General features: G+C 69.0%; 17 protein-coding genes. 9 read left to right on the top strand and 8 right to left on the bottom strand.

What is annotated here, in order from left to right; genetic code table 11:
- Positions 1-5: 5 nt before the first annotated feature.
- On the bottom strand, positions 6-890 hold the full coding sequence (locus tag ABIC25_RS03455) for a PDDEXK-like endonuclease domain-containing protein (protein ID WP_354559975.1): 885 nt from the start codon (positions 888-890) through the stop codon (positions 6-8).
- Positions 891-1,035: 145 nt separating this feature from the next.
- Between ABIC25_RS03455 and ABIC25_RS03450 the strand changes: the two genes are divergently transcribed.
- Positions 1,036-2,646: a peptide chain release factor 3 gene (locus ABIC25_RS03450; RefSeq protein ID WP_101819224.1), complete on the top strand. Its 1,611-nt coding sequence runs from the start codon at positions 1,036-1,038 to the stop codon at positions 2,644-2,646.
- Positions 2,647-2,653: 7 nt separating this feature from the next.
- Positions 2,654-3,403, top strand: a complete 750-nt coding sequence (locus ABIC25_RS03445) for a hypothetical protein (protein WP_354559973.1) — start codon at positions 2,654-2,656, stop codon at positions 3,401-3,403.
- 73 nt (positions 3,404-3,476) lie between these two features.
- Here the strand turns inward: ABIC25_RS03445 and ABIC25_RS03440 are convergent, their stop codons facing one another.
- Complete coding sequence (locus ABIC25_RS03440; RefSeq protein ID WP_064569355.1) at positions 3,477-4,487, bottom strand: enoyl-CoA hydratase/isomerase family protein; 1,011 nt, start codon at positions 4,485-4,487, stop codon at positions 3,477-3,479.
- Positions 4,488-4,701: 214 nt separating this feature from the next.
- On the opposite strand from ABIC25_RS03440, the gene ABIC25_RS03435 reads away from it, so the two are divergent.
- The 6 genes from ABIC25_RS03435 to ABIC25_RS03410 all read left to right on the top strand — a co-directional run bounded on the left by ABIC25_RS03435 (position 4,702) and on the right by ABIC25_RS03410 (position 11,188).
- Positions 4,702-6,537, top strand: a complete 1,836-nt coding sequence (locus ABIC25_RS03435; protein ID WP_354559971.1) for an ABC-F family ATP-binding cassette domain-containing protein — start codon at positions 4,702-4,704, stop codon at positions 6,535-6,537.
- Positions 6,428-7,213 (top strand): alpha/beta fold hydrolase, encoded by a 786-nt coding sequence (locus ABIC25_RS03430; protein ID WP_354559969.1) that lies wholly within the window; start codon positions 6,428-6,430, stop codon positions 7,211-7,213. The genes ABIC25_RS03435 and ABIC25_RS03430 overlap by 110 nt, the downstream gene beginning before the upstream one ends.
- 130 nt (positions 7,214-7,343) lie before the next feature.
- Positions 7,344-8,471, top strand: coding sequence for an MBL fold metallo-hydrolase (locus ABIC25_RS03425; protein ID WP_354559967.1), 1,128 nt, complete (start codon positions 7,344-7,346; stop codon positions 8,469-8,471).
- Between the two features lie 33 nt (positions 8,472-8,504).
- Positions 8,505-9,266 carry a crotonase/enoyl-CoA hydratase family protein gene (locus ABIC25_RS03420; protein ID WP_004022627.1) on the top strand — a complete coding sequence of 254 codons (762 nt, stop codon included), beginning with the start codon at positions 8,505-8,507 and terminating at the stop codon, positions 9,264-9,266.
- A 138-nt stretch (positions 9,267-9,404) separates the two neighbouring features.
- The gene (locus ABIC25_RS03415) at positions 9,405-10,307 is read left to right on the top strand and encodes a LysR family transcriptional regulator (protein WP_354559965.1); all 903 of its coding nucleotides are present in this window, start codon (positions 9,405-9,407) and stop codon (positions 10,305-10,307) included.
- 8 nt (positions 10,308-10,315) lie between these two features.
- Positions 10,316-11,188, top strand: a complete 873-nt coding sequence (locus tag ABIC25_RS03410; protein ID WP_239400825.1) for a LysR family transcriptional regulator — start codon at positions 10,316-10,318, stop codon at positions 11,186-11,188.
- A gap of 58 nt (positions 11,189-11,246) precedes the next feature.
- Here the strand turns inward: ABIC25_RS03410 and ABIC25_RS03405 are convergent, their stop codons facing one another.
- Positions 11,247-12,470, bottom strand: coding sequence for an acetyl-CoA C-acetyltransferase (locus tag ABIC25_RS03405; protein WP_354559963.1), 1,224 nt, complete (start codon positions 12,468-12,470; stop codon positions 11,247-11,249).
- A 52-nt stretch (positions 12,471-12,522) separates the two neighbouring features.
- Entirely contained in the window at positions 12,523-13,284 is a 762-nt protein-coding gene (gene fabG / locus ABIC25_RS03400; protein ID WP_064569351.1) for a 3-oxoacyl-ACP reductase FabG, read from the bottom strand.
- A gap of 150 nt (positions 13,285-13,434) precedes the next feature.
- Here fabG and ABIC25_RS03395 point away from each other — a divergent pair, with 150 nt between their 5' ends.
- Positions 13,435-14,619: an acyl-CoA dehydrogenase family protein gene (locus tag ABIC25_RS03395; RefSeq protein WP_064569379.1), complete on the top strand. Its 1,185-nt coding sequence runs from the start codon at positions 13,435-13,437 to the stop codon at positions 14,617-14,619.
- A 54-nt stretch (positions 14,620-14,673) separates the two neighbouring features.
- Here the strand turns inward: ABIC25_RS03395 and ABIC25_RS03390 are convergent, their stop codons facing one another.
- The 4 genes from ABIC25_RS03390 to ABIC25_RS03375 form a co-directional block, all read right to left on the bottom strand.
- On the bottom strand, positions 14,674-16,320 hold the full coding sequence (locus tag ABIC25_RS03390; RefSeq protein ID WP_354559961.1) for a class I adenylate-forming enzyme family protein: 1,647 nt from the start codon (positions 16,318-16,320) through the stop codon (positions 14,674-14,676).
- Positions 16,321-16,378: 58 nt separating this feature from the next.
- On the bottom strand, positions 16,379-17,143 hold the full coding sequence (locus ABIC25_RS03385) for an SDR family NAD(P)-dependent oxidoreductase (RefSeq protein WP_354559960.1): 765 nt from the start codon (positions 17,141-17,143) through the stop codon (positions 16,379-16,381).
- A gap of 335 nt (positions 17,144-17,478) precedes the next feature.
- A complete protein-coding gene (locus ABIC25_RS03380) occupies positions 17,479-18,612 on the bottom strand; it encodes a thiolase family protein (protein ID WP_354559958.1) in 1,134 nt (377 codons plus the stop codon).
- Between the two features lie 161 nt (positions 18,613-18,773).
- Entirely contained in the window at positions 18,774-20,198 is a 1,425-nt protein-coding gene (locus tag ABIC25_RS03375) for an MFS transporter (RefSeq protein ID WP_354559956.1), read from the bottom strand.
- Between the last annotated feature and the right edge of the window lie 154 nt (positions 20,199-20,352).

Here is a 20,352-nt window from a genome sequence, read left to right as displayed (position 1 = left end):
ATTTGTCATGCCGGCCGGTCGCGCAGGCCCAGCGCCTGGCGGACACGCGCCACGACGTCGTCGGGCCGCTCCCGCAGGTCACTCCATGTGAAGTTGAGGACGGTCCAACCCAATGCGATGAGGTCGTTTCGGCGTCGGCGGTCTCGCTGGAACGTCTCTGCGTCGCGATGGAATGCCATCCCGTCGATCTCCACCGCCAGCAGCCGATCCGGGAACGCCAGGTCGATGAAGTAGCCGCCGGCCGGATGACCGCACGACCAACCGCTCACGCCCCCGGCGCTCAACGCGTCGACGGCGAGCCGCTCCGCCACCGAGCGCGCACCGGATTCGACGCCGTCGACAAGGGCCGCGATCGCGGGTCCGTCCTCCTTACCGCGTCGACGATCAGCGGCGACTCGTAGCTGACGCAGCGAGACCTTGCGAACGAGCAGAGCGTTGTCGAGGACTCCGCTGTCGCTCTCGATCGCGGCTTCCAGCACGGACAGCGGCAACGCTGTCACGAGCAGCTCCTTGCGGGTCACCACCTCCGCGTCCGCGAGGCGGCGGCGCCGGACCCGAACGCCATCGACCGGAGTGCCATGCCGCGATCGCGGTGCGGTGACCGTGAACTTCTTCGGCGGCTCGTCCATCAGCCCGTGCCACCACGCGGCTCCGGCTCCGGACAGCGCCGCACCGCGGCCCACGGTCGCGACCGCCAACCGCGCACGCGTGGCCGGCGTCGCCGGATGATCGGCGAGCGAATACACCCCACGTGAGTGCCGCAGCCAGTCGCCGCAATCGACTCGACGCCGGACCGCGGACCGCGTGAGGCCGAAGTCGAGCGCATCGGCCATGGTCAGTACCCCGTCACGGACGAGAGCACGGCGCCGAAGGCCCGGGGGAAGCTGCACGATGATCAGACGCGCAGCACGGGTGACGGGTTCCCGGTTTCTGGCGCGGGGGCATCAGATGCCGCATACCGGCACAACCTGCCCCCGGGCGCTCGACCGCGAGCGAGTTTGGCCGCCCTCTGCACGCCCGGTAGCCTGGAACCTCGTGAGTTCCGAGGTGATCAGTCGCGAAGTGACGCGTCGTCGTACCTTTGCCATCATCTCCCACCCCGACGCCGGTAAATCGACGATGACCGAGGCGTTGGCGCTGCATGCGCGGATGATCAGCGAGGCCGGCGCCGTCCACGGCAAGGCAGGCCGCAAGTCGACCGTCTCCGACTGGATGGAGATGGAGAAGGCGCGCGGCATCTCCGTGAGTTCGACGGCGCTGCAGTTCAACTACTCCGCGGCCGCTCAGCCGGACCCCGAGATCCCGAGTGTGATCAACCTCGTCGACACCCCGGGTCACGCGGACTTCTCCGAGGACACCTATCGGGTGCTCACCGCCGTCGACGCGGCGGTGATGCTGATCGACGCCGCCAAGGGACTCGAGCCGCAGACCCTGAAACTCTTCCAGGTGTGCCGCCACCGCGGCATCCCGGTGATCACGGTCATCAACAAGTGGGACCGGCCCGGGCAGAGTCCGCTCGAGCTGATCGACGAGATCACCGAGCGCATCGGCCTCACGCCGACCCCGCTGTTCTTCCCGGTCGGCATCGCGGGCGACTTCCGCGGTCTCCTCGATCGACGCACCGGCGAATACGTGCACTTCACCCGCACCGCAGGCGGCGCCAAGATCGCGCCCGAGGAGATCATGTCCGCCGACGACGCGCAGGCCCGCGAAGGCGACGAGTGGACATCGGCACTCGAGGAGAGCGAACTCCTCACCGAGATGGGCCAGGACCACGATCAGGAACTGTTCCTCGCCGGACAGACCTCGCCGATGATCTTCGCCTCGGCGATGCTCAACTTCGGTGTGCGGCAACTCCTCGAGGTCCTGGTGGAGCTCGCTCCCCCGCCCGGCCCCCGAGCCGATGTCGACGGCACCGACCGGCCGGTGACGGATCCGTTCAGCGCGGTGGTCTTCAAGGTGCAGGCCGGGATGGACTCGAGTCATCGGGATCGCCTGGCCTACATGCGGATCGTGTCCGGTGAGTTCGAACGCGGCATGGTCGTCACCCACGCCCAGACCGGAAAACCGTTCGCCACCAAGTACGCCCAGGCCGTGTTCGGCCGCGACCGCTCGACGGTCGACACCGCCTATCCGGGCGATGTGGTCGGCCTGGTCAACGCCACCGCGCTCGCTCCCGGCGACACCCTCTACGACGGTCCCAAGGTGCAGTTCCCGCCCATCCCGTCGTTTGCGCCCGAACACTTCTCGACGCTGCGCGCCACCACGGCCGACAAGTACAAGCAGTTCCGCAAGGGCATGGACCAGCTCGAGAGCGAGGGCGTGGTCCAGGTGTTGCGCAACGAGACCCGCGGTGAGGCGTCGCCGGTGCTCGCCGCGGTCGGACCGATGCAGTTCGAGGTCGTGACGGCCCGGATGAAGGCCGAGTACAACGTCGACACGATCATCGAACCCCTTGGCTACACCCTCGCCCGGCGCACCGACGCCGACAGCGCGGCCGAACTGAACCGGCAACGCGGCGTGGAGGTCTTCACGCGCACCGACGGCGCGGTGCTGGCCCTCTTCAGTGACAAGTGGCGCCTGCAGTACATCGAGAAGGAACACCCCGACCTCACTCTCGAACCCCTTGTCGCGGCCGCGGACTGACCGGACGGTGGGTTCCCGGGGACGACCCGTACGCGCTGCCGTGCTGATGGGCGCGGCGGTGTCGGCACTCATCGCCGCCTGCGGCTCGGACACCCCGCCGCAGTCGACGACCACCACCTCGACCCCGACGCCCACCGCACGACCGGTCGACTCCGCGATCTGCGCCGACAAGCCACCCCAGGGCAGCGTCGACCGCAGCGGCCAGAACTTCGAATTCCGCCACGGCGACATCAAGGTCGCGGTCACGAAGACCCCGGCGGACTCCGGCCGCGGGCCCGCGGCGGGTCCGAGCCGCGCCGCCGACTCGAGCTGCTACGAATTCGACCGGTGGGGACCCGCACGGCCCGACGTGCCACCGGACTCGCTGCTGTTCGTGTTCAAGGACGCCGGTGCCGGCGGCGCACAGATCGAGTTCCTGATCAGTGAACTGACCGGCGGCCTGTTACCGCCCGTTGGCGCGACCCGCCCCACCGTCGGGCCGTTGACCAGGCCGATCAACGCCCAGATCGGTGTCTCGATCAACGGCGTCTATCACCACTCGTCCACCTGCCAGCTCAGTGTCAGCGGGATGTCGGGCACACTCGCGGCCGGGTCGTTCTCCTGCCCGACGGCGACGCGGGTCGACGCCAACCCACTCGCCCCGAACGATGACGTCGCCTACGACCTCGACGAGTCGTCGACGACGAAACAACCGGACGCCGAGGGCAATTCGACAGACAGTGTCGCACTGTCGGGGTGGTTCCAACTCACGCCCTGACACGGGTGTCGCCAGGTGGTCTCGACATGGCTCGACCAGCGGGGCAGCCGACTCGACCAGCGGGGCAGCCGACTCAACCAGCGGCGGCACCGACGATCCGCGCCACGAGGGCGGGGTCGACGTCGTCGATGGTGGCCGGGTCGAACGCGGGGCTGCGGTCCTTGTCCACGAGTACCGCCCGCACGCCTTCACGGAAGTCGTGGGTCTGCGTGATCTGTTCTGCCGCATACAGTTCGCGGTCGAAACACTCGTCGATCCCCGACTTCGCGCCGGCACTGATCATCGCCGCGGTCACCCAGAGGCTGGTGGGTGAGGCGCTCTCGAGGAGGCCCACCATCTCCTGGGCCCAGTCGTCGCCGACCGCACCGCGCAGACCCCCGAGGATCGCGTTGACGTTGTCGTCGGCGAAGTACTCACCGATCTTTCGCAGGGGCACGTCGCTCGTGTCCTCGGTCCCGGAGGTGGCGAGCGCGTCGGCGAGCGGAGCACCCGAACGGATGCTGTCGGCGACCGCCGGCAGGTCTGCGGAGGACACGAAATGCGTTGCCAGGCCGACGGCCACCGCGTCGACACCGCGAATCCGGGCGCCGGTGAGGCCGAGCCACATGCCCACGCCTTCGGGGAGTCGCGGGAGGAAGTAGGTCGAGCCGATGTCGGGGAAGAAGCCGATCGCGGTCTCGGGCATAGCGATCATCGCCTTCTCCGTGACCACCCGGATCTCACCGTGCACGCTGATCCCCAGCCCGCCGCCCATCGCCGCCCCGTCGATCAGGCTGATGTAGGGCTTCGGGTAGTCGGCGACGAGCTGATCGAGTCGATACTCGCTGCCGAAGTACCTGCTGATGGCCGCGGCGTCGCCGTCGATGGCGTGCTCGCGGATCGCGCGGATGTCGCCGCCCGCGCAGAATGCGCGGTCGCTCGCCGAGGTGATCAGGACCGTGTCGATCGCGTCGTCGTCGCCCCATTCGCCGAGGGTGACGTACATGTCGTCGATCATGCTCTGGTCCAACGCATTGAGAGCCCTGGGCCGGTCCAGGACGATCTCGCCGACGCCGTTGGACACCGAGGTTCGGAGGTGAGACATACCCCAACCGTAGCGGTGACCCCGGACCAGAACACTCCGGCCGTAATTCCGTTGGCAACGCCGGACTCGTCCGCTACGGTGGTCACCACTGCACGCAGACCTGTCAGGAGTGATCCACCGCGATGAAGAACTGAAGTGGCCCCGGCCCGTCGGCACCGCCGGCGGACATCATCGACGCCCTCGTCGGTGTACCCGACCCACTTCAGGAGTGCTCATGCCATCTTCCATCGTGCTGTCCGACGTCTCGTTCGCCTGGCCTGACGGGACCGTCGTCTTCGATCACCTCGACCTCGCTCTCGGTGCCGAGACCTACGCTCTCATCGGTGCGAACGGTGCGGGCAAGTCGACGCTCCTCGGCCTGATCGCGGGCCGGTTGCGGTCGGCGTCCGGCAGTGTCACCCTCGCGGGCGGGGCCTCGACAACCGAGGTCGGCGTGGTCGCACAGGACCCGCAATCCGATCCGTCGTCCACCGTGGCGCAGGCTCTCGGCATCCACGAGATCCGCTGCGCCATAGCGCGAATCGAGAACGGTTCGGTCGATCCGGCGGACTTCGACGCCGTCGGGGACGACTGGGGCGTCGAGGAGCGCGCCATCGGACTCCTCGAGCAGATGGGCCTGCCGCGCGACCTCGACCGCCCGGTCGGCGCCATGTCCGGCGGCGAGGCCACCCTGCTGGCGATCGTCGCCGCGCTTCTCGCCAATCCGACGATCCTGCTTCTCGACGAGCCGACCAACAACCTGGACACCGACTCGCGCGCACGGCTTTTCGACGCCATCACCGCGTTCACGGGCACGGTGGTCGTGGTGAGTCACGACCTCGAGCTCCTCGAGCGCGTCGACGCAACGGTGGAGCTGTACCACGGTCGCGTGCGACTGTTCGGCGGCCCGTACTCGCAGTACCGCGAGATCGTCGACGCCGAGCAGGAAGCCGCCGAGGCCGCGGTCGCCACCGCGGCCGGCGACTTGCGCAAACAGCGCCGGGAGATGTCCGAGGCGTTGATCAAACTCGACCGGCGGGCCCGGACCGGCGCCACCGCCGAACGCGAGAAGCGGGTACCGAAGATCGTCGCGCACAATCGGAAGAGTGAGGCACAGGTGTCGGCGGGCAAGCTCCGCAACGCCCATCGCGACGACGTCGCCTCCGCGGCAACACGTCTCGACGAGGCGCGCGAGGACATCCGCGCCGACCGGACCGCCCGGATCGTCGTACCGACGCCGGAGGTGGCCCCGCGCGCCCAGATCATCGTCGACGACCGTCTGCGCGTCGACGGACCCGAGCGGGTGGCCCTCGTCGGTCCCAACGGTTCCGGGAAATCCACGCTGATCGCCGACGTCATCGCGCGCGAATCCGTCGTCGTGCCGTACGCATCGGTGCCTCAACGGATCGCCTTCCCCGACCCGGCGCGATCGATCGCCGAACACCTGGCGCGGACCCACCCGGACATCTCCACCCAGGAGGTGCGGGCGCACCTCGCGCGGTTCCTGTTCCGGGGGGCCCGCGCGGATCGCGCACTCGCCGAACTGTCCGGCGGGGAACGACTACGCGTCGCCCTGGCAGACGCCCTGCTCGGCGACCCCACACCGCGGCTCCTGATCCTCGACGAACCGACGAACAACCTCGACCTCGACACCGTCACGCAACTCGTCGACGCTCTGGAGGCCTGGACCGGTGCGCTCCTGGTGGTCTCCCACGACGCCGGGTTCCTGGATCGGATCGGGATCGAGCGGCGGGTGTCCCCGCCCGCCGCGGAAGCAGATCTCGAACGAACAGACACCGAACAACGGACTCCGAAGCAGCCCGCTGACGAACAGTCGATGACGCGCGCGGCGTGGAGGCCGATTCGCCTGCATACTGCGTGCGATGGCCGCGCCCGCACCCGTCACCGTCGATTCCCCGGTGGACGAGCCCACACCAGTCGTCCTCGTCCACGGCTTACGAGTGAGCGGCGCAACGCTGCACCGCGTCGCCGAGGCAGTCGCCGGTTCTGCCGCACCGGGGCGGGAGGTCGCCACCCCGGACCTCCCCGGCCACGGTGCGCGACGCGATGAGACGTTCTCGATGTCCGGTGCGGTGGACACGGTGCTCACCGAGATCCGCCGACTGGGCCGACCCGCGGTCGTCGCCGGGATGTCGATGGGCGGTTATGTGGCGATGGCGGTCGCCGGACGCCACCCGGAGGCTGCCGCGGCCCTGGTCCCGATGTGCGCGACCACGCAACCGAGTCCGCTGCTCGCCGCCCCGTTCGAGACTTTCGGGGCGGTGACAGCGTTCCTCCCGCGTCAGGCCGCCATCATCAGCCAGGTGGCCACCCGCCTCGCCGTGGGGCGGCAGGTGTCGGCGGACATGGAGATCGGCGGGCTCGCCCTGGGTTCGATCGCCGACGTCGTCGCCGGGATCAAGCGATTCGACGCTCTCGGTGAGATCCGGCGCTATCCGGGTCGCACGGTGTTCGTCAACGGGAGCCATGACCAGTTCCGGATGCACGAGCAGCGGTTCGTCGAGGCGGCCCAGAATGGATCGCTCACCGTCATTCCCGGTGCGAGCCACCTCTTCCCGCTCATCCAGCCGGAACTCGCCGGTCGTCTCATCGGCGAGGTCGCGGCGGCGTGTGACACCGCCGCACTCGGTGGGTCCGTGGAGGCCGCCGGTGGCGACCCGGCCGAAGGCCGCCCCATCGACCCGGCCGACGGCCGACCCGTGTGCGTCGCCGAACTCGACACATAGGTCCTACCTCAGGGTGTCTGAGCCGCACCCAGTTTGAGCGTCGAAGTCGTCTCGTGATCGGATGACAGCAGTTCACTGCACCACTCGTCGCGGTGCCCGGCGCGAACGACGCACCCGAGGAGGAGGCTGGATGGTCCCGATCGAGGTCACCGGCGTACTGCAGAAGCAGGCCTGGGCCGACAAGGTCCTGCCGCCGGTCGAGGAGGTCCGGCCGCAGCTGTGGTCGATCCCGGTACCCATGGGTCCCAATCCGCTGCGATACGTCCTCGTCTACGCCCTCGGACTGCCCGACGGCGGTCTCGCGCTCATCGATGCCGGCTGGCCGTCCGACGAGTCATGGGATGTCCTCGTCGCCGGCATCCGCTCCACCGGCCACGACCTCACCGACGTGCGCTCGATCGGTGTGACCCACCTCCATCCCGACCACTTCGGGCTCGTGCCGCGCCTGCTCGAACACGTCGACGCCGAGCTGTGGATGCATCGCGACGACGCCCGGTATCTGCGTCACCACTCCGACGACGAGGTCGAGAGCCAGCTGGAGCAGGCGCGGTCGGAACTCCGGCTGCTCGGCGCACCGGCCGAGGTCGCCGACGAGGGCCTGGTGGGTTTCATCCGCATGCCCGACGGCCGGACGGTCGACCGCGAGCTGACCGGCGACGCCCCGCTCGACATCCCCGGCTGGGATCTCCGCGCCATCTGGACCCCCGGCCACACCGCGGGACACCTCTGCTTCGCCGACGACACCGCCGGCGTCATCTTCACCGGCGACCACCTGCTGCCGCGGATCAGTCCGAACATCTCGACCAATCCCATGCAGACCGGCAGCCCCCTCGCCGACTACCTGATCTCGCTGGCCAACACCGAGAAGATGCGCGACCACGAGGCGCTGCCGTCCCACGAGTACCGATTCCGGGGCCTCGGCAACCGGGTGACGGGGCTGCTCACGCATCACGAGGAACGACTCGGTGAGATCACCGCGACGGTGGCCCGGCATCCGGAGAGCACGGCGTGGGAGATCACCCGATCGGTGACCTGGTCGCGCCCGTTCGAGGAGCTTTCGCTCACGCTCAGCCGCCTGGCGCTGCGGGAGACACACGCCCATCTGGTCGTCCTGCAGGAACGCGGGATCCTCGACGCACGCGTGCCCGCCGGCGCTCCCGACGACGACACGGCTGCCACGAACCCGGTTCGCTGGTTCCTCACCGACAGCGCCACATCGGCTGAGCCGCAACCGATCTCCATGACCGAGAACACCTGACATCCCGCTCCACCCACCGATCCAGGAGTCCCCATGAGTGCAGTGCTCACCGAGTTCGCCGACGGCGTCGCCGTCATCACGATCAACCGCCCCGAAGCGAAGAACGCCGTCAACCGCGAGGTCTCCGAGGGCATCGCCGCCGCCATCGACGAACTCGAGGCACGCGACGACCTCACCATCGGCATCCTCACCGGCGCCGGCGGGACGTTCTGCGCAGGGATGGACCTGAAGGCCTTCACGCGCGGCGAAGTGGTGTCGCTGGAAGGCCGCGGATTCGGCGGGCTCGCCGATTCGCCGCCGACCAAGCCACTCATCGCCGCCGTCGAAGGCTGGGCGCTGGCAGGTGGGTGCGAACTCGCGTTGTCGGCCGACCTCGTCGTCGCGGCGAACAACTCCAAATTCGGTATCCCCGAGGTCAAGCGCGGGCTCGCCGCCGCAGCAGGTGGGCTGCTCCGCCTGCCGAAGATCCTGCCGTACCAGGTCGCGATGGAACTCGCCTTGACCGGCGAACCGCTCACCGCCGAACGCGCGCACCAGTTCGGGCTGGTCAACCGGGTCACCGAACCGGGTGAGGCACTCGCCGGCGCCCGCGAACTGGCCGCCGTCATCGCCGCGAACGGCCCCCTCGCCGTCCGGGCGACCAAACAGGTCACCTCGATGGCGATCCGCTACACCGATCCCGAACTGATCAAGAAGCAGTGGGACTTCCTCGGCCCGGTGTTCGCCTCCGACGACGCCAAGGAGGGCGCCATCGCCTTCGCCGAGAAGCGGGCGCCGCGATGGACGGGTAAGTGACCTCCCCGGACGCCGGATCCACTCGGCCCGCTCGCTCCGCTCCCGGCGCCGGATCCACTCGGCCCGCTCGCTCCGCTCCCGGCGCCGGATCCACTCGGCCCGCTCGCTCCGCTCCCGGCGCCGGATAAGGTGACCGGGGTGGACCTGCACCTCGTGACCTACTTCATCGCCGTGGTCGACCACGGCGGCATCACGAAGGCCGCCCAGTCGCTGTACATCTCACAACCCTCGCTCTCCCAGGCCATCCGGACACTCGAGAAGCGACTCGGCGTCACCCTGTTCGACCGCACCGGCCGTCGTCTCGAACTCACCGAGGCCGGTCGCAAACTCGACGTCGCCGCCCGGCGCATCCTGGCCGACGTCGACCGAGCCAAGGCCAAGGTCGACGCGGTTCGCGAGTTGCGCGCCGGCCGCGTGGACGTCGTGACCTACGCGGCGTTCAGTGTGGATCCGGTGGTCAACGTCGTCCGGCTGTTCCGGGAACGTTTCCCGCGCTTGTCGGTTCGGGTCGTCTCCGCCGACAGCCCCGCCGGAGTGCTGTCGGCGTTGCGATCGGGCGACGCCGAGGTCGGGATCATGGACTCGGCCGCCGAGCACGCGACGTTCACGGCCATCCCGATGGCCGAGCAGGAGCTGGTCGTGGCGGCGCCGGCCACGCTCGCCGACAGCCTGCCCGATCCGATACCGCACGCGGCGGTCCGCTCGTTACCTCTCGTCATCGATCACAGCGACCCGATCACCGCGGCGCTTCTCGACGGGCTCCTCGACGACGACGGCAAGAACGTGGTGGTCGACTGCCAGTTGCCGTCCGCGGTGTGGAGTCTGGTCAAGAAAGGAACCGGGGCAACGGTTCTCCCGCGTACCGTGGCCGACCGGCAGCTCGCGGGACTCCGGCGCCTGGCACTCGACCCGCCCCTGACCCGACCGTGGGGCCTCGTCCTGCGATCGGGGCTCCCCTCGCCGGCCGCACTCGCCTTCATCTCCGCGGCGAAGGTCCACTGCGGGATCGCTCCCGATCCCGCCGAACCACGGGATTGGTGAGTTCCACCATGGAATTGCGGCAGGTCGAATACTTCCTGGCAGTGGTCGAGAACAAGGGCATCGGTGGTGCGGCATCGGCCCTGGGTGTCGCCCAACCCACTGTGTCCCAGGCACTCCGGGCGCTCGAACGCGAACTCGGGGTTCAGCTGTTCCACCGCATCGGTCGCGGGATGGTCCTGTCGGCGGCCGGGCGCACGATGGTCGGTCCCGCACGGCAGATCGTGCGGGACATGGATGCCGTCGACGATCTGCTCTCCGCGTCGGCGGACGAACTCACCGGCCACCTGGACATTCTCGCCTTCGCCGCGACCGCCGTCGGGCCCGTCGTCGATCTCGTCGCCCGGTTCCGGGCCACGTATCCGCGAGTGTCGGTGCGACTCGGCGAATTACGCGACGAGACCAGGGCCGCGTCGGCCATCGAGGACGGTCACTGCGAGTTCGCCGTCGCCCACCTGCCCATCGCCGGTGACGATCTCGAGGTGATCGTGATCGGCGAACACGAACACGTGCTGGTCTACCCACCCGGTACCGAGGTGCCCGATGGCCCGATCCCGCTGAACAACCTGCCGTCGATCCCGATGGTCTTCGTGCCGCGCGGCTACTCGGTGGCCGACGAGTTCGAGGAGGCCATCCGAGTCGCGGGCGTCCGGCCACCGCTGGCCGTACTGTCGGAGATCCGCGAGGAACGGCTTCCCATGGTGGAGTCCGGGATCGGCGGTACGCTCCTCGAGCGGTCGGTCGCGGAGTCGGCCGACGAACCGGTCGTCATCCGCGAGATCGAGCCGAATGTAGTGCGTCCCTTCGCGATCGCTTTCCACCCGCCGTCTCTGTCGGCCGTCGGCCAGGCATTCGTCGACCTCGTGCGCGAATCGGCGGGATGACGGGTGGAACACCGGGCCCCACCGGTGCGGATCAGGTGGGGCCCGGTGAGTCTCGGTGTCAGGCGACGCGCTCGAAGACCGCCGCGAGTCCCTGGCCGCCGCCGATACACATGGTCTCCAGCCCGTAGCGCGCATCTCGACGGTGCAGTTCGCGGGCCAGCGAGGCCAGCATGCGGCCGCCGGTCGCGCCGACGGGGTGTCCCAGGGAGATACCCGAACCGTTGACGTTGGTGCGCTCGAAGTCGCCACCGGCGCCGAACCGGCCGAATCCCCACTCGCGCGTCACCGCCAGCGCTTGCGCCGCGAAGGCCTCGTTCAACTCGATCACGTCGATGTCGGCGAGTGTCAGTCCGGCCTTCGCGAGCGCCTTTTCGGTCGCGGGTACCGGTCCGATCCCCATGGTGCGCGGCGGTACCCCCGCCAGACCCCAGGACACCAGCTTCACCAGTGGACGTAGGCCCAGCTTCTCCGCGACCTCGGGTGTGGTCACGATCGCCATCGACGCGGCGTCGTTCTGGCCACTGGCGTTGCCCGCCGTCACGGTCGCGTCCGGATCGGTCGTGCCCATGATCGGCTTCAGTTTCGACAGCGATTCGACCGAGACATCGGGACGCGGATGTTCGTCGGTGTCGATGACCTGATCGCCTTTGCGGCCGGGCACCGTGACCGGGATGATCTCCTCGGCCAGTATGCCGTCCTTCTGGGCGCGGACCGCTCGTTCGTGCGATGCCACAGCCAGCTCGTCCTGCTCCGCGCGGGAGATCTCGTACTCCTTGCGCAGGTTCTCGGCCGTCTCGATCATCCCGCCGGGCACCGGATAGTTCTTGCCGCCGGCGGTCGAGCGAGCACGAACGAGGCTGTCGTGCATCGCGATACCGGTGCGGGCCCCACCCCACCGCATGTCGACGGAGTAGAACGACGCATTGCTCATCGACTCGGCCCCGCCCGCGACGACGAGGTCGTTGTCGCCCGCGGACACCTGGTAGGCGGCCTGGATGACGGCTTGCAGGCCCGAGCCGCATCGTCGATCGATGTGCATGCCGCCCACCGTGATCGGCAATCCGGCGTCGAGTGCTATCACACGACCGAGCGCCGGCGCCTCGCTGTTGCCGTTGCAATGTCCGAGGATGACGTCTTCGACCTTCTCCGGGTCGAGCCCCGTGCGGTCGAGCATTCCGGTCAGCGCGGCGACCCCGAGGTCGACGGCGGTGAGGCTCGTGAACATTCCGCCGTAGCGGCCGATGGGGGTGCGTACCGGTTCGCAGATGACGACGTCGCGCATGGGTGACCTTTCGGGTGAAGAGAAGCGTGCGGGGTTCGGTGGGCGCGGACCGTCACATGAAGCGACCGCCGGTGACCTCGAGGACGGTGCCCGTCATGTACGACGACATGTCCGAGGCGAGGAACAGGGCCACGCTCGCGACCTCACCGACCTCACCGGCGCGTCGCATCGGGATCTCCGCCATCTTCTGGTCCCACGCCTTCTGCGGCATCGCCTCGGTCATCGCCGACCGGATCAGGCCGGGCTGGATCGCGTTGACCCGCACACCGTGATGGGCCATCTCCTTGGCTGCGGCCTTGGTCAGTCCGACGATGCCCGCCTTGGCCGCCGAGTAGTTGGTCTGTCCCACCATGCCGACCTTGCCGGACAACGACGAGATGTTCACGATCGCACCGCGCTTGGCCTCGCGCATGATCGCCGCCGCCTTGCGCGTCCCGTTCCAGGTGCCCTTGAGATGCACGGAGATGACCTGGTCGAAGTCGTCTTCGGTCATCGTCCGCATCGTCGCGTCCCGGGTGATTCCCGCGTTGTTCACCAGGACGTCGAGGGATCCGAAGCCCTCGACCGCCGTCGCGAGCAGTGTGTCGACCTCGCCCGCGTCGACGACGTCGCACCGCACCGCCCGGGCCACCTCGCTGCCGCCGAGTTCGTCGACGGCGGCCTGCGCGGCGTCGAGGCTGAGATCACCGAGGACGACTCGGGCGCCTGCGCCGACGAACGACCGGGCGATCTCGAGACCGATGCCCTGCGCGCCGCCGGTCACGACGGCGGTGCGTCCTTCGAGCAGCAACTCGGCGGTGGTGCTGGGAGCCATGTGTGGTGTCGTCCTTCCGGGAACGGTTGAGTGACCTCAATCTATCGAGATCCGGCGCCGTCGAACCCCTCCGCGCTCATACGCAGCGGCTATCGGATCGATCCCGGTTTCGTATTGGACGGTCGCAGGCGGACACGCCAGAGTGGTTTCATGACCGGTGTGATGCAACCAGCCACGACCTCCCAGGTGGGCCCAGAGGATTTCGCCGACATCCTCGCCGCGACGCGTGCGTTCGTCCGCGAGGCGGTGGTCCCCCGTGAGCAGGAGATCCTCGACACCGACGCGATCCCGGACGACATCCGCCAAACAGCCAAGGACATGGGCCTTTTCGGCTACGCCATCCCACAGGAATGGGGCGGCCTCGGCCTCGACCTCACCCAGGACGTCGAACTCGCGATGGAGCTGGGCTACACGTCCCTGGCACTGCGGTCGATGTTCGGCACCAACAACGGCATCGCCGGCCAGGTCCTCGTCCACTTCGGCACCGACGAACAGAAGACCGCCTGGCTGGAGAAGATCGCGTCCGGCGAGGTGGTCGCCTCGTTCGCGCTGACGGAACCGGGGGCCGGGTCCGACCCGGCCGGACTGCGCACGAAAGCCGTCCGCGACGGCGATGACTGGGTGATCACCGGCGAGAAGCGGTTCATCACCAACGCCCCGCTGGCCGATCTGTTCGTCGTGTTCGCGCGAACCCGGCCGGCCGACGACGCCGGCACCGGCATCGCGGTGTTCCTCGTCCCCGCCGATGCCGCGGGGCTCAGCGTCGGAGCCAAGGATCGCAAGATGGGCCAGGAGGGCGCCTGGACCTCCGACGTGCACTTCGACGGTGTCCGCGTGCCGGATTCGGCCCTCGTCGGCGGCAGTGAGGACGTGGGCTACAAGGCCGCGATGATGAGCCTCGCCCGCGGCCGGGTCCATATCGCCGCACTCTCGGTGGGCACCGCCCAGCGGGCGCTCGACGAGTCTGTCTCGTGGGCCGCGACCGCCACCCAGGGCGGTACCGCCATCGGCGAGTTCCAATTGGTCCAGGCGATGCTCGCCGATCAGCAATCCGGTGTCATGGCCGGGCGCGCACTGGTCCGGGAGGCGGCCCGTGCCTGGGTCGACGACACCGACCGGCGCATCGCCCCGTCGGCTGCCAAACTGTTCTGCACCGAGATGGTCGGCAAGGTCGCCGACCTCGCCGTGCAGATCCACGGCGGCAGCGGCTACATGCGCGACGTCCCGGTCGAGCGCATCTACCGCGAGGTGCGATTGCTCCGCCTGTACGAGGGCACCAGCGAGATCCAGCGACTCATCATCGGGCGCAACCTGGTCAAGCGCGCGCAACGCTGACCCCGCCGGCGTGCGCCGCGCCGGCGCCTCGTTCGTGCGCCGGCGCCCGGGACCTCAGGCTTTCGCCAGGCGCTCCCGCAACGCCACCTTCTGGACCTTGCCCGCCGCCGACGTTGGCAGCTCGTCGACGACGAACACATCGCGAATCTTCTTGTACGGCAACACCTGTGCCGCGACGAAGTCCGACACCGCATCGGCGTCGATGACATGACCGCCCCGGGCGACGAGAAAGGCGACCGGTTCCTGACCCACCGCACCCGCCTCCCGGGCGACGACCGCGGCCGCCTCGACGTCGGGATGCGTCACCAGGATCTCCTCGAGCTCGCGCGGATACACGTTGTAGCCCTTGTAGATCAGCATGTCCTTCGCGCGGTCGCAGATGTAGAGGTACCCGTCGGCGTCGCGGTAGGCGATGTCACCGGTGTCGAGCCACCCGTCGACGAACTGTTTGGCCGTCTTGTCGGGGTGATCGAGGTAGCCGTCGGTGACCTGCGGTCCACGCACCCACAACTGCCCCTTCTCCCCCGGCGCGAGGACGACGGTCGGATCGTCGACGGCGCGGATCTCGATCTCGGTGTCGAACGTCGGCAGACCCACACTGCCGAGCCGGTATCGTCCCGCGGACGTCAGGGGCGCCGAGGACACCAGGCATGTCGCCTCGGTGAGGCCGTAGCCCTCCACGATCGCCGCTGCCGGGAACGCCTTTTGGAGCTGCTCGAGAGTCACATGGTCGATCGGTGCGGCGCCGGAGGAGACGACCCGCACCGAGGTCAGGTCCCGCGCGGAGACGTCGGGGTGCACGGCGAGCGCGTGCCACATCGCTGGGCTACCCGTCACGTACGACGCCCGGTGCTCCTCGATGAGGGCCAGCATCCGTCCGGGTTCGAAACGACCGGCGAACACGTGCGTGGCGCCGCACAGAAGGAGAAACGACATGTTGATGAGGGCATGCGCGTGGAACAGCGGGGACACCACGACCGTCGCCGCGTGCCCGGGGACGACCCCCGGGTTCTCCGCCGACCGGGGTGCCAACGTCAGGAGCCCGTCGGCACCCACCTCGACGGAATGTCCCGCCCGCCAGCCGATCATCTGCGTGACGTTGCCGAGGACGTTGCGATGCAGGACCCGCACGCCCTTGGACACACCCGTGGTGCCACCGGTGAAGGCCAGATGCGCGACGTCGTCGCTCGTGGTCGAAACCTGCGGTGCCGCACCATGCCCGGCGACGAACTCCGCGAGGGGGACGGTGTCGATGCCGTCCCGCGCATCCGCGGCCCCGTCCACCGTCACCACCGTCGTCAACCTCGTACCGGCGGCGGCTTCCAGGAGACGCCCGGACTGTTCGACCTGCGTGAAACCCACCACCGCACCGGTTTCCGCGATCTGACGCCGCAGACCCGGTACGGGCTGCAACGGATTGACCAGGGTCACGGATGCGCCCGCGCGCAACGACCCGTAGTAGGCGACGACGAACTCGACGCTGTTGGTCAGGTACAGCAGGACCACATCGCGATCGGCGACCCCCGCGGAGCGCAACGCCGACGCCACCGCGGCCGACCGTGCGTCGAGCCCGGCGAACGTGAGCGTCGTCGCGCCGTCGACGACGGCTGCACGATCGCCGTACAGGGCCGCCATACTCGCCGGCAGTACCGCCATCGTGGTCTCGGGATAGCGGAGAGTGGTGGGCGTCGGGGCAGACATCGCGATGTTCCTCTCGAGAGGCGTTGTGGGAGTGCCGAATCGTTCGTGCCGGCTCCGGCTACCTCGGCGCCATCCGGATCGCCCCGTCGAGGCGGATGGTCTCGCCGTTGAGGTAGGAGTTCTCCAGGATCGAGGCCGCGAGCCGGCCGAACTCCTCCGGACGCCCCAGCCGTGCGGGGTTGGGGATGCTCGCGGCCAGCGCATCGCGCACGTCGTCGCGCAGACGCGCGAGCAGCGGCGTGTCCATCGTGCCCGGCGCGATGGTGTTGACACGGATGAGCTTGCTGGCCAGGTCCCGCGCGGCGACCAGCGTCATCCCGACGATGCCCGCCTTCGACGCCGCGTAGTTGATCTGGCCTATCTGTCCCTCGAACGCCGCGACCGACGCGGTCATGACGATGGCGCCGCGTTCGCCGTCGACCGGTTCCTGCCGCGCGATGCGTTCCGCGCCGAGCGCGAGCGCATGGAACGACCCGACGAGGTTGAGCTTGATGACGAATTCGAAGTCCTCGACCGAACCCGCCTTGCCCTCCTTGTCGAGGATGCGCATCCGCCGGCCGGCTCCGGCACAGTGCACGAGTCCGCGCAGACCTCCGCGGTTGTCGGCGACATCGAGTGCGGCGGCGAACTGTTCGGCATCGGTGATGTCGGCGGCGGCGAACGAGGCAGCGGTGCCGAGTCCGTCGGCCACGGCCTGCCCGTCCGAGGTCGGCAGATCGATCAGGGTGACCAGCCCACCGGCGTCGACGACACGTTGGGCGGTTGCGAGACCGAGACCGGATGCGCCACCGGTGATCGCGATCGAGCGTCCTTTGAGTTCCATTGTTATTAAGTACCTTTCGATGTGATTTTTCGTGCTCCCTGAGGAGCGAGCGAAGCGAGCCCAACCCTGCTCCCTGAGGAGCGAGCTTGCGAGCCCAACCCTGCTCCCTGAGGAGCGAGCTTGCGAGCCCAACCCTGCTCCCTGAGGAGCGAGCTTGCGAGCGTCACGAAGGGTCCTGGCGAGGTGCGTGGCAGACCCTTCGTGACGCGCCCTCCGCAAGCTCCGGACGCTCCTCAGGGAGCGAGAACAGGCGCGCCCTCCGCAAGCTCCGGACGCTCCTCAGGGAGCGAAGGGGGCCCACCGCTCCTCGCGCCGCCGGAGCGGAGGCTCTGCCGTCAGAGCAGTTCGAGGATGGTGGTGTTGGCCATGCCGCCGGCTTCGCACATCGACTGCAGCCCGTACCGGATGCCGTTGTCGCGCATGTGGTGGACGAGCCGCGTCATGAGGATCGCGCCGGATCCGCCGAGGGGATGGCCGACGGCGATCGCACCGCCGAGTGGGTTGAGACGCTCGATGTCGGCGCCGGTCTCGGCTTGCCAGGCCAGGGGCACCGGGGCGAAAGCCTCGTTGATCTCGAAGGCCCCGATGTCGTCGATCGACAGCCCGGAGCGCTTGAGTGCCTTCGCCGTGGCCGGGATCGGTCCGGTCAGCATGATCACCGGGTCGTCGGCGGCGACGACCGCGGTGTGGATTCGGGCGATCGGCGTGAGACCGTGCGACTTCGCGGTCTCGGCGGACATGATCAGCAGGGCAGCCGATCCGTCGGAGATCTGCGAGGAGTTGCCGGCGTGGATGACGCCGTCCTCGCTGAAGGCCGGCTTGAGCTTGGCGAGCGACTCGAGGGTGCCACCGCGCCGGATTCCCTCGTCGCCCTCGAGCACTCCCGGGATCGGGGCCAGCTGGGCGTCGAACGCGCCGCGGTCGGCCGCCTGCGCGGCGAGCTCATGCGATCGCAGCGAGTACTCATCGAGACGGGTGCGATCCAATCCCCATTTCGCGGCGACCATCTCGGCGCCGATCCCCTGGCTGAACTTGTCGACGCCGTAGCGGTCGAGGACCGTGGGCGGCTGATGCTCGCCGTTCGGTGCCGCGCTGCCCATCGGCACCCGACTCATCGACTCGACACCGCCGGCGATCACGACGTCCTGCTGACCCGACGCAACCGCCGCGGCCGCCATGCTGACCGCCTGCTGGCTCGATCCGCAGGCACGGGTCACGGTGGTCCCGGGGACACTCTCGGGCCAGCCGGCGGCGAGTACGGCCGTCCGCGCGACATTGCCCGCCTGTTCGGCGGCCTGGCTGACACAACCCCACACCACATCGTCGACGACGGCCGGATCGAGGCCGGTCCGCTCGACGAGCGCCTCGAGTACGTGGGCCGACAAATCGGCGGGATGGATACCGGACAGGGCGCCGCGGCGGCGGCCGATGGGCGCGCGGACCGCGTCGACGATCACTGCATCACGCATGGGGACTCCTCGAGGTCAGGGCAAGGGATGTGGTTGTGTCCGGCGTGCACGACGCCGGCGGACGCCGATCGCCCGTTGTGACGAGCCGACCACCGGGGCGCTTGGCAGACAAGTCGATTCACACTCACAGTCGATGAGGCCCTGCCTATGGGACGCGTAGGTCACGGTGTGGCGCCTTCGACGGCCGGCGCGTGCGGACGCAACCGGGCACGGTCCCGCTCGGGATCGGCGAACACCAGGGCGAGTAGCGCGCACACCGCGGCGACGATCCCGAGCACCTGGAACGCGGTGGCGTAGCCCTCGGCGGGTGTGGCGGCCGCGTCGACGATGACACCCGTGGCGTACGGCGCGACGAGACCGCCGATCGCCATGATCGCCAGGAAGACGCCCAGCGTGCCCGCGGTCTGCCGGGGCGGGCAGATCTCGGCGACGGCGGCGTTGAACAGCGGGAACACCGTGGCCGCGGAGCCATAGCCGATCGACAGGATCGCTACCGCGATGATCGGGGTGCCGACCGAGGGCAGCAGGAACAGCAGGACGCCCGAGACGAGGACCCCGACCGACGGCACGACGATGCGCAGCATCCGCGACGTCGCCCCCTTCGAGATCATCCGGTCACTCGTGATCGAACTCAGCACCATCAGGACCAGGCCGACGATCGAGGGGAACGCGAACATCGACCCGGACTGCAGCCGGCTGTAGCCCAGTCCTTCTTCGAAGTACGACGGCAGCCAGGTCAGCACGACGCTGACCAGCGCGTAGACACTCATGACCACGAGGGCTCCGGTGACGAAGGTGCGCGAGCGGAAGATCGAGATCCACGGCGTCGCCGGTTCGGCATCGGCGCTCGCGGCGGGCGTCTTCTTGGACGCCTTGCCGCTCGCGATGTACGGGCCGTTACGCCAGGTCGACAGCCAGACGACGCACCAGACGAGGCCGCCGGCGGCGAGGGAGATCAGCGCCCAACGCCATCCGAAGCTCACGGTGATCACGGCGAGCAGCGGAGCGATCGCGATCTTCGAGATCGACGCCGCCCCGGCGAGGAGTGCGCCGGGCAGCGCGCGTCGGGCCGGGGGGTGCCAGGAGTAGGCAGCGGTGTGCAGGAGCGCCGAACTCGGACCTTCGGCGAGACCGAGGAACAGCCGGCTGAGGATGAGGACCGCGAACGACGCCACCATGACCATCGGTAGCATCGCCGCGGCCCAGCACAGCGCCAGCAGGACCAGCGACCAGCGCAGGGTCATCCAGCGGTTGAGCAGTCCCGCGAAGAAGCCGCCGATCGTGAACGTCAGGAAGAACAGGCTGCCGACGAGACCGATCTGGGACGAGCTCAGGCCCAGCTCTTCGCGGAGCGGTTGCGCGATGATGCCCAGCACCGCCTTGTCGGCGTAGTTGATCACGTAGAGGCTCACCAGCAGAGCCGTGAGACCCCAGGCGCCGGCGCGGGATTCGCCGCGCGGGCCGAGGCCCCGCGGGGTCCGGCCCGCTTCGAAGTCGGTGGTCTGCGTGGCCTCTCCGGATGAGGCGCGCGCCGCGAACGCGGGCCTCTTCCCGGGTCCTGATCCGGAGGTGGTCGTGACCGGCATGGTGATACCTCTTCCGACGAGTGGTCTGGGTGACGATGCGATCGCCGAGTGGGGTGGATCACATCTGTCCTGATTCAAACCGCGCGTGAACACCACTGACAACGTTCGCTCGGCAAACGATCCGACTGCGCCTGCCTATGTGTCCAGGCCCGCG

The sequence above is a fragment of the Gordonia sp. PvP123 genome, assembly GCF_040547295.1.
Classification (GTDB): Bacteria; Actinomycetota; Actinomycetes; order Mycobacteriales; family Mycobacteriaceae; genus Gordonia; species Gordonia terrae.
This window is presented reverse-complemented; position numbering and strand designations above follow the sequence as displayed.

Bases quoted from the DNA above. Each gene is read 5' to 3' on its own strand.
- ABIC25_RS03440 (WP_064569355.1), bottom strand. From the start codon at position 4,487: ATGTCTCACCTCCGAACCTCGGTGTCCAACGGCGTCGGCGAGATCGTC.
- ABIC25_RS03435 (WP_354559971.1), top strand. From the start codon at position 4,702: ATGCCATCTTCCATCGTGCTGTCCGACGTCTCGTTCGCCTGGCCTGAC.
- ABIC25_RS03425 (WP_354559967.1), top strand. From the start codon at position 7,344: ATGGTCCCGATCGAGGTCACCGGCGTACTGCAGAAGCAGGCCTGGGCC.
- ABIC25_RS03420 (WP_004022627.1), top strand. From the start codon at position 8,505: ATGAGTGCAGTGCTCACCGAGTTCGCCGACGGCGTCGCCGTCATCACG.
- ABIC25_RS03410 (WP_239400825.1), top strand. From the start codon at position 10,316: ATGGAATTGCGGCAGGTCGAATACTTCCTGGCAGTGGTCGAGAACAAG.
- ABIC25_RS03405 (WP_354559963.1), bottom strand. From the start codon at position 12,470: ATGCGCGACGTCGTCATCTGCGAACCGGTACGCACCCCCATCGGCCGC.
- fabG (WP_064569351.1), bottom strand. From the start codon at position 13,284: ATGGCTCCCAGCACCACCGCCGAGTTGCTGCTCGAAGGACGCACCGCC.
- ABIC25_RS03395 (WP_064569379.1), top strand. From the start codon at position 13,435: ATGACCGGTGTGATGCAACCAGCCACGACCTCCCAGGTGGGCCCAGAG.
- ABIC25_RS03390 (WP_354559961.1), bottom strand. From the start codon at position 16,320: ATGTCTGCCCCGACGCCCACCACTCTCCGCTATCCCGAGACCACGATG.
- ABIC25_RS03385 (WP_354559960.1), bottom strand. From the start codon at position 17,143: ATGGAACTCAAAGGACGCTCGATCGCGATCACCGGTGGCGCATCCGGT.
- ABIC25_RS03380 (WP_354559958.1), bottom strand. From the start codon at position 18,612: ATGCGTGATGCAGTGATCGTCGACGCGGTCCGCGCGCCCATCGGCCGC.
- ABIC25_RS03375 (WP_354559956.1), bottom strand. From the start codon at position 20,198: ATGCCGGTCACGACCACCTCCGGATCAGGACCCGGGAAGAGGCCCGCG.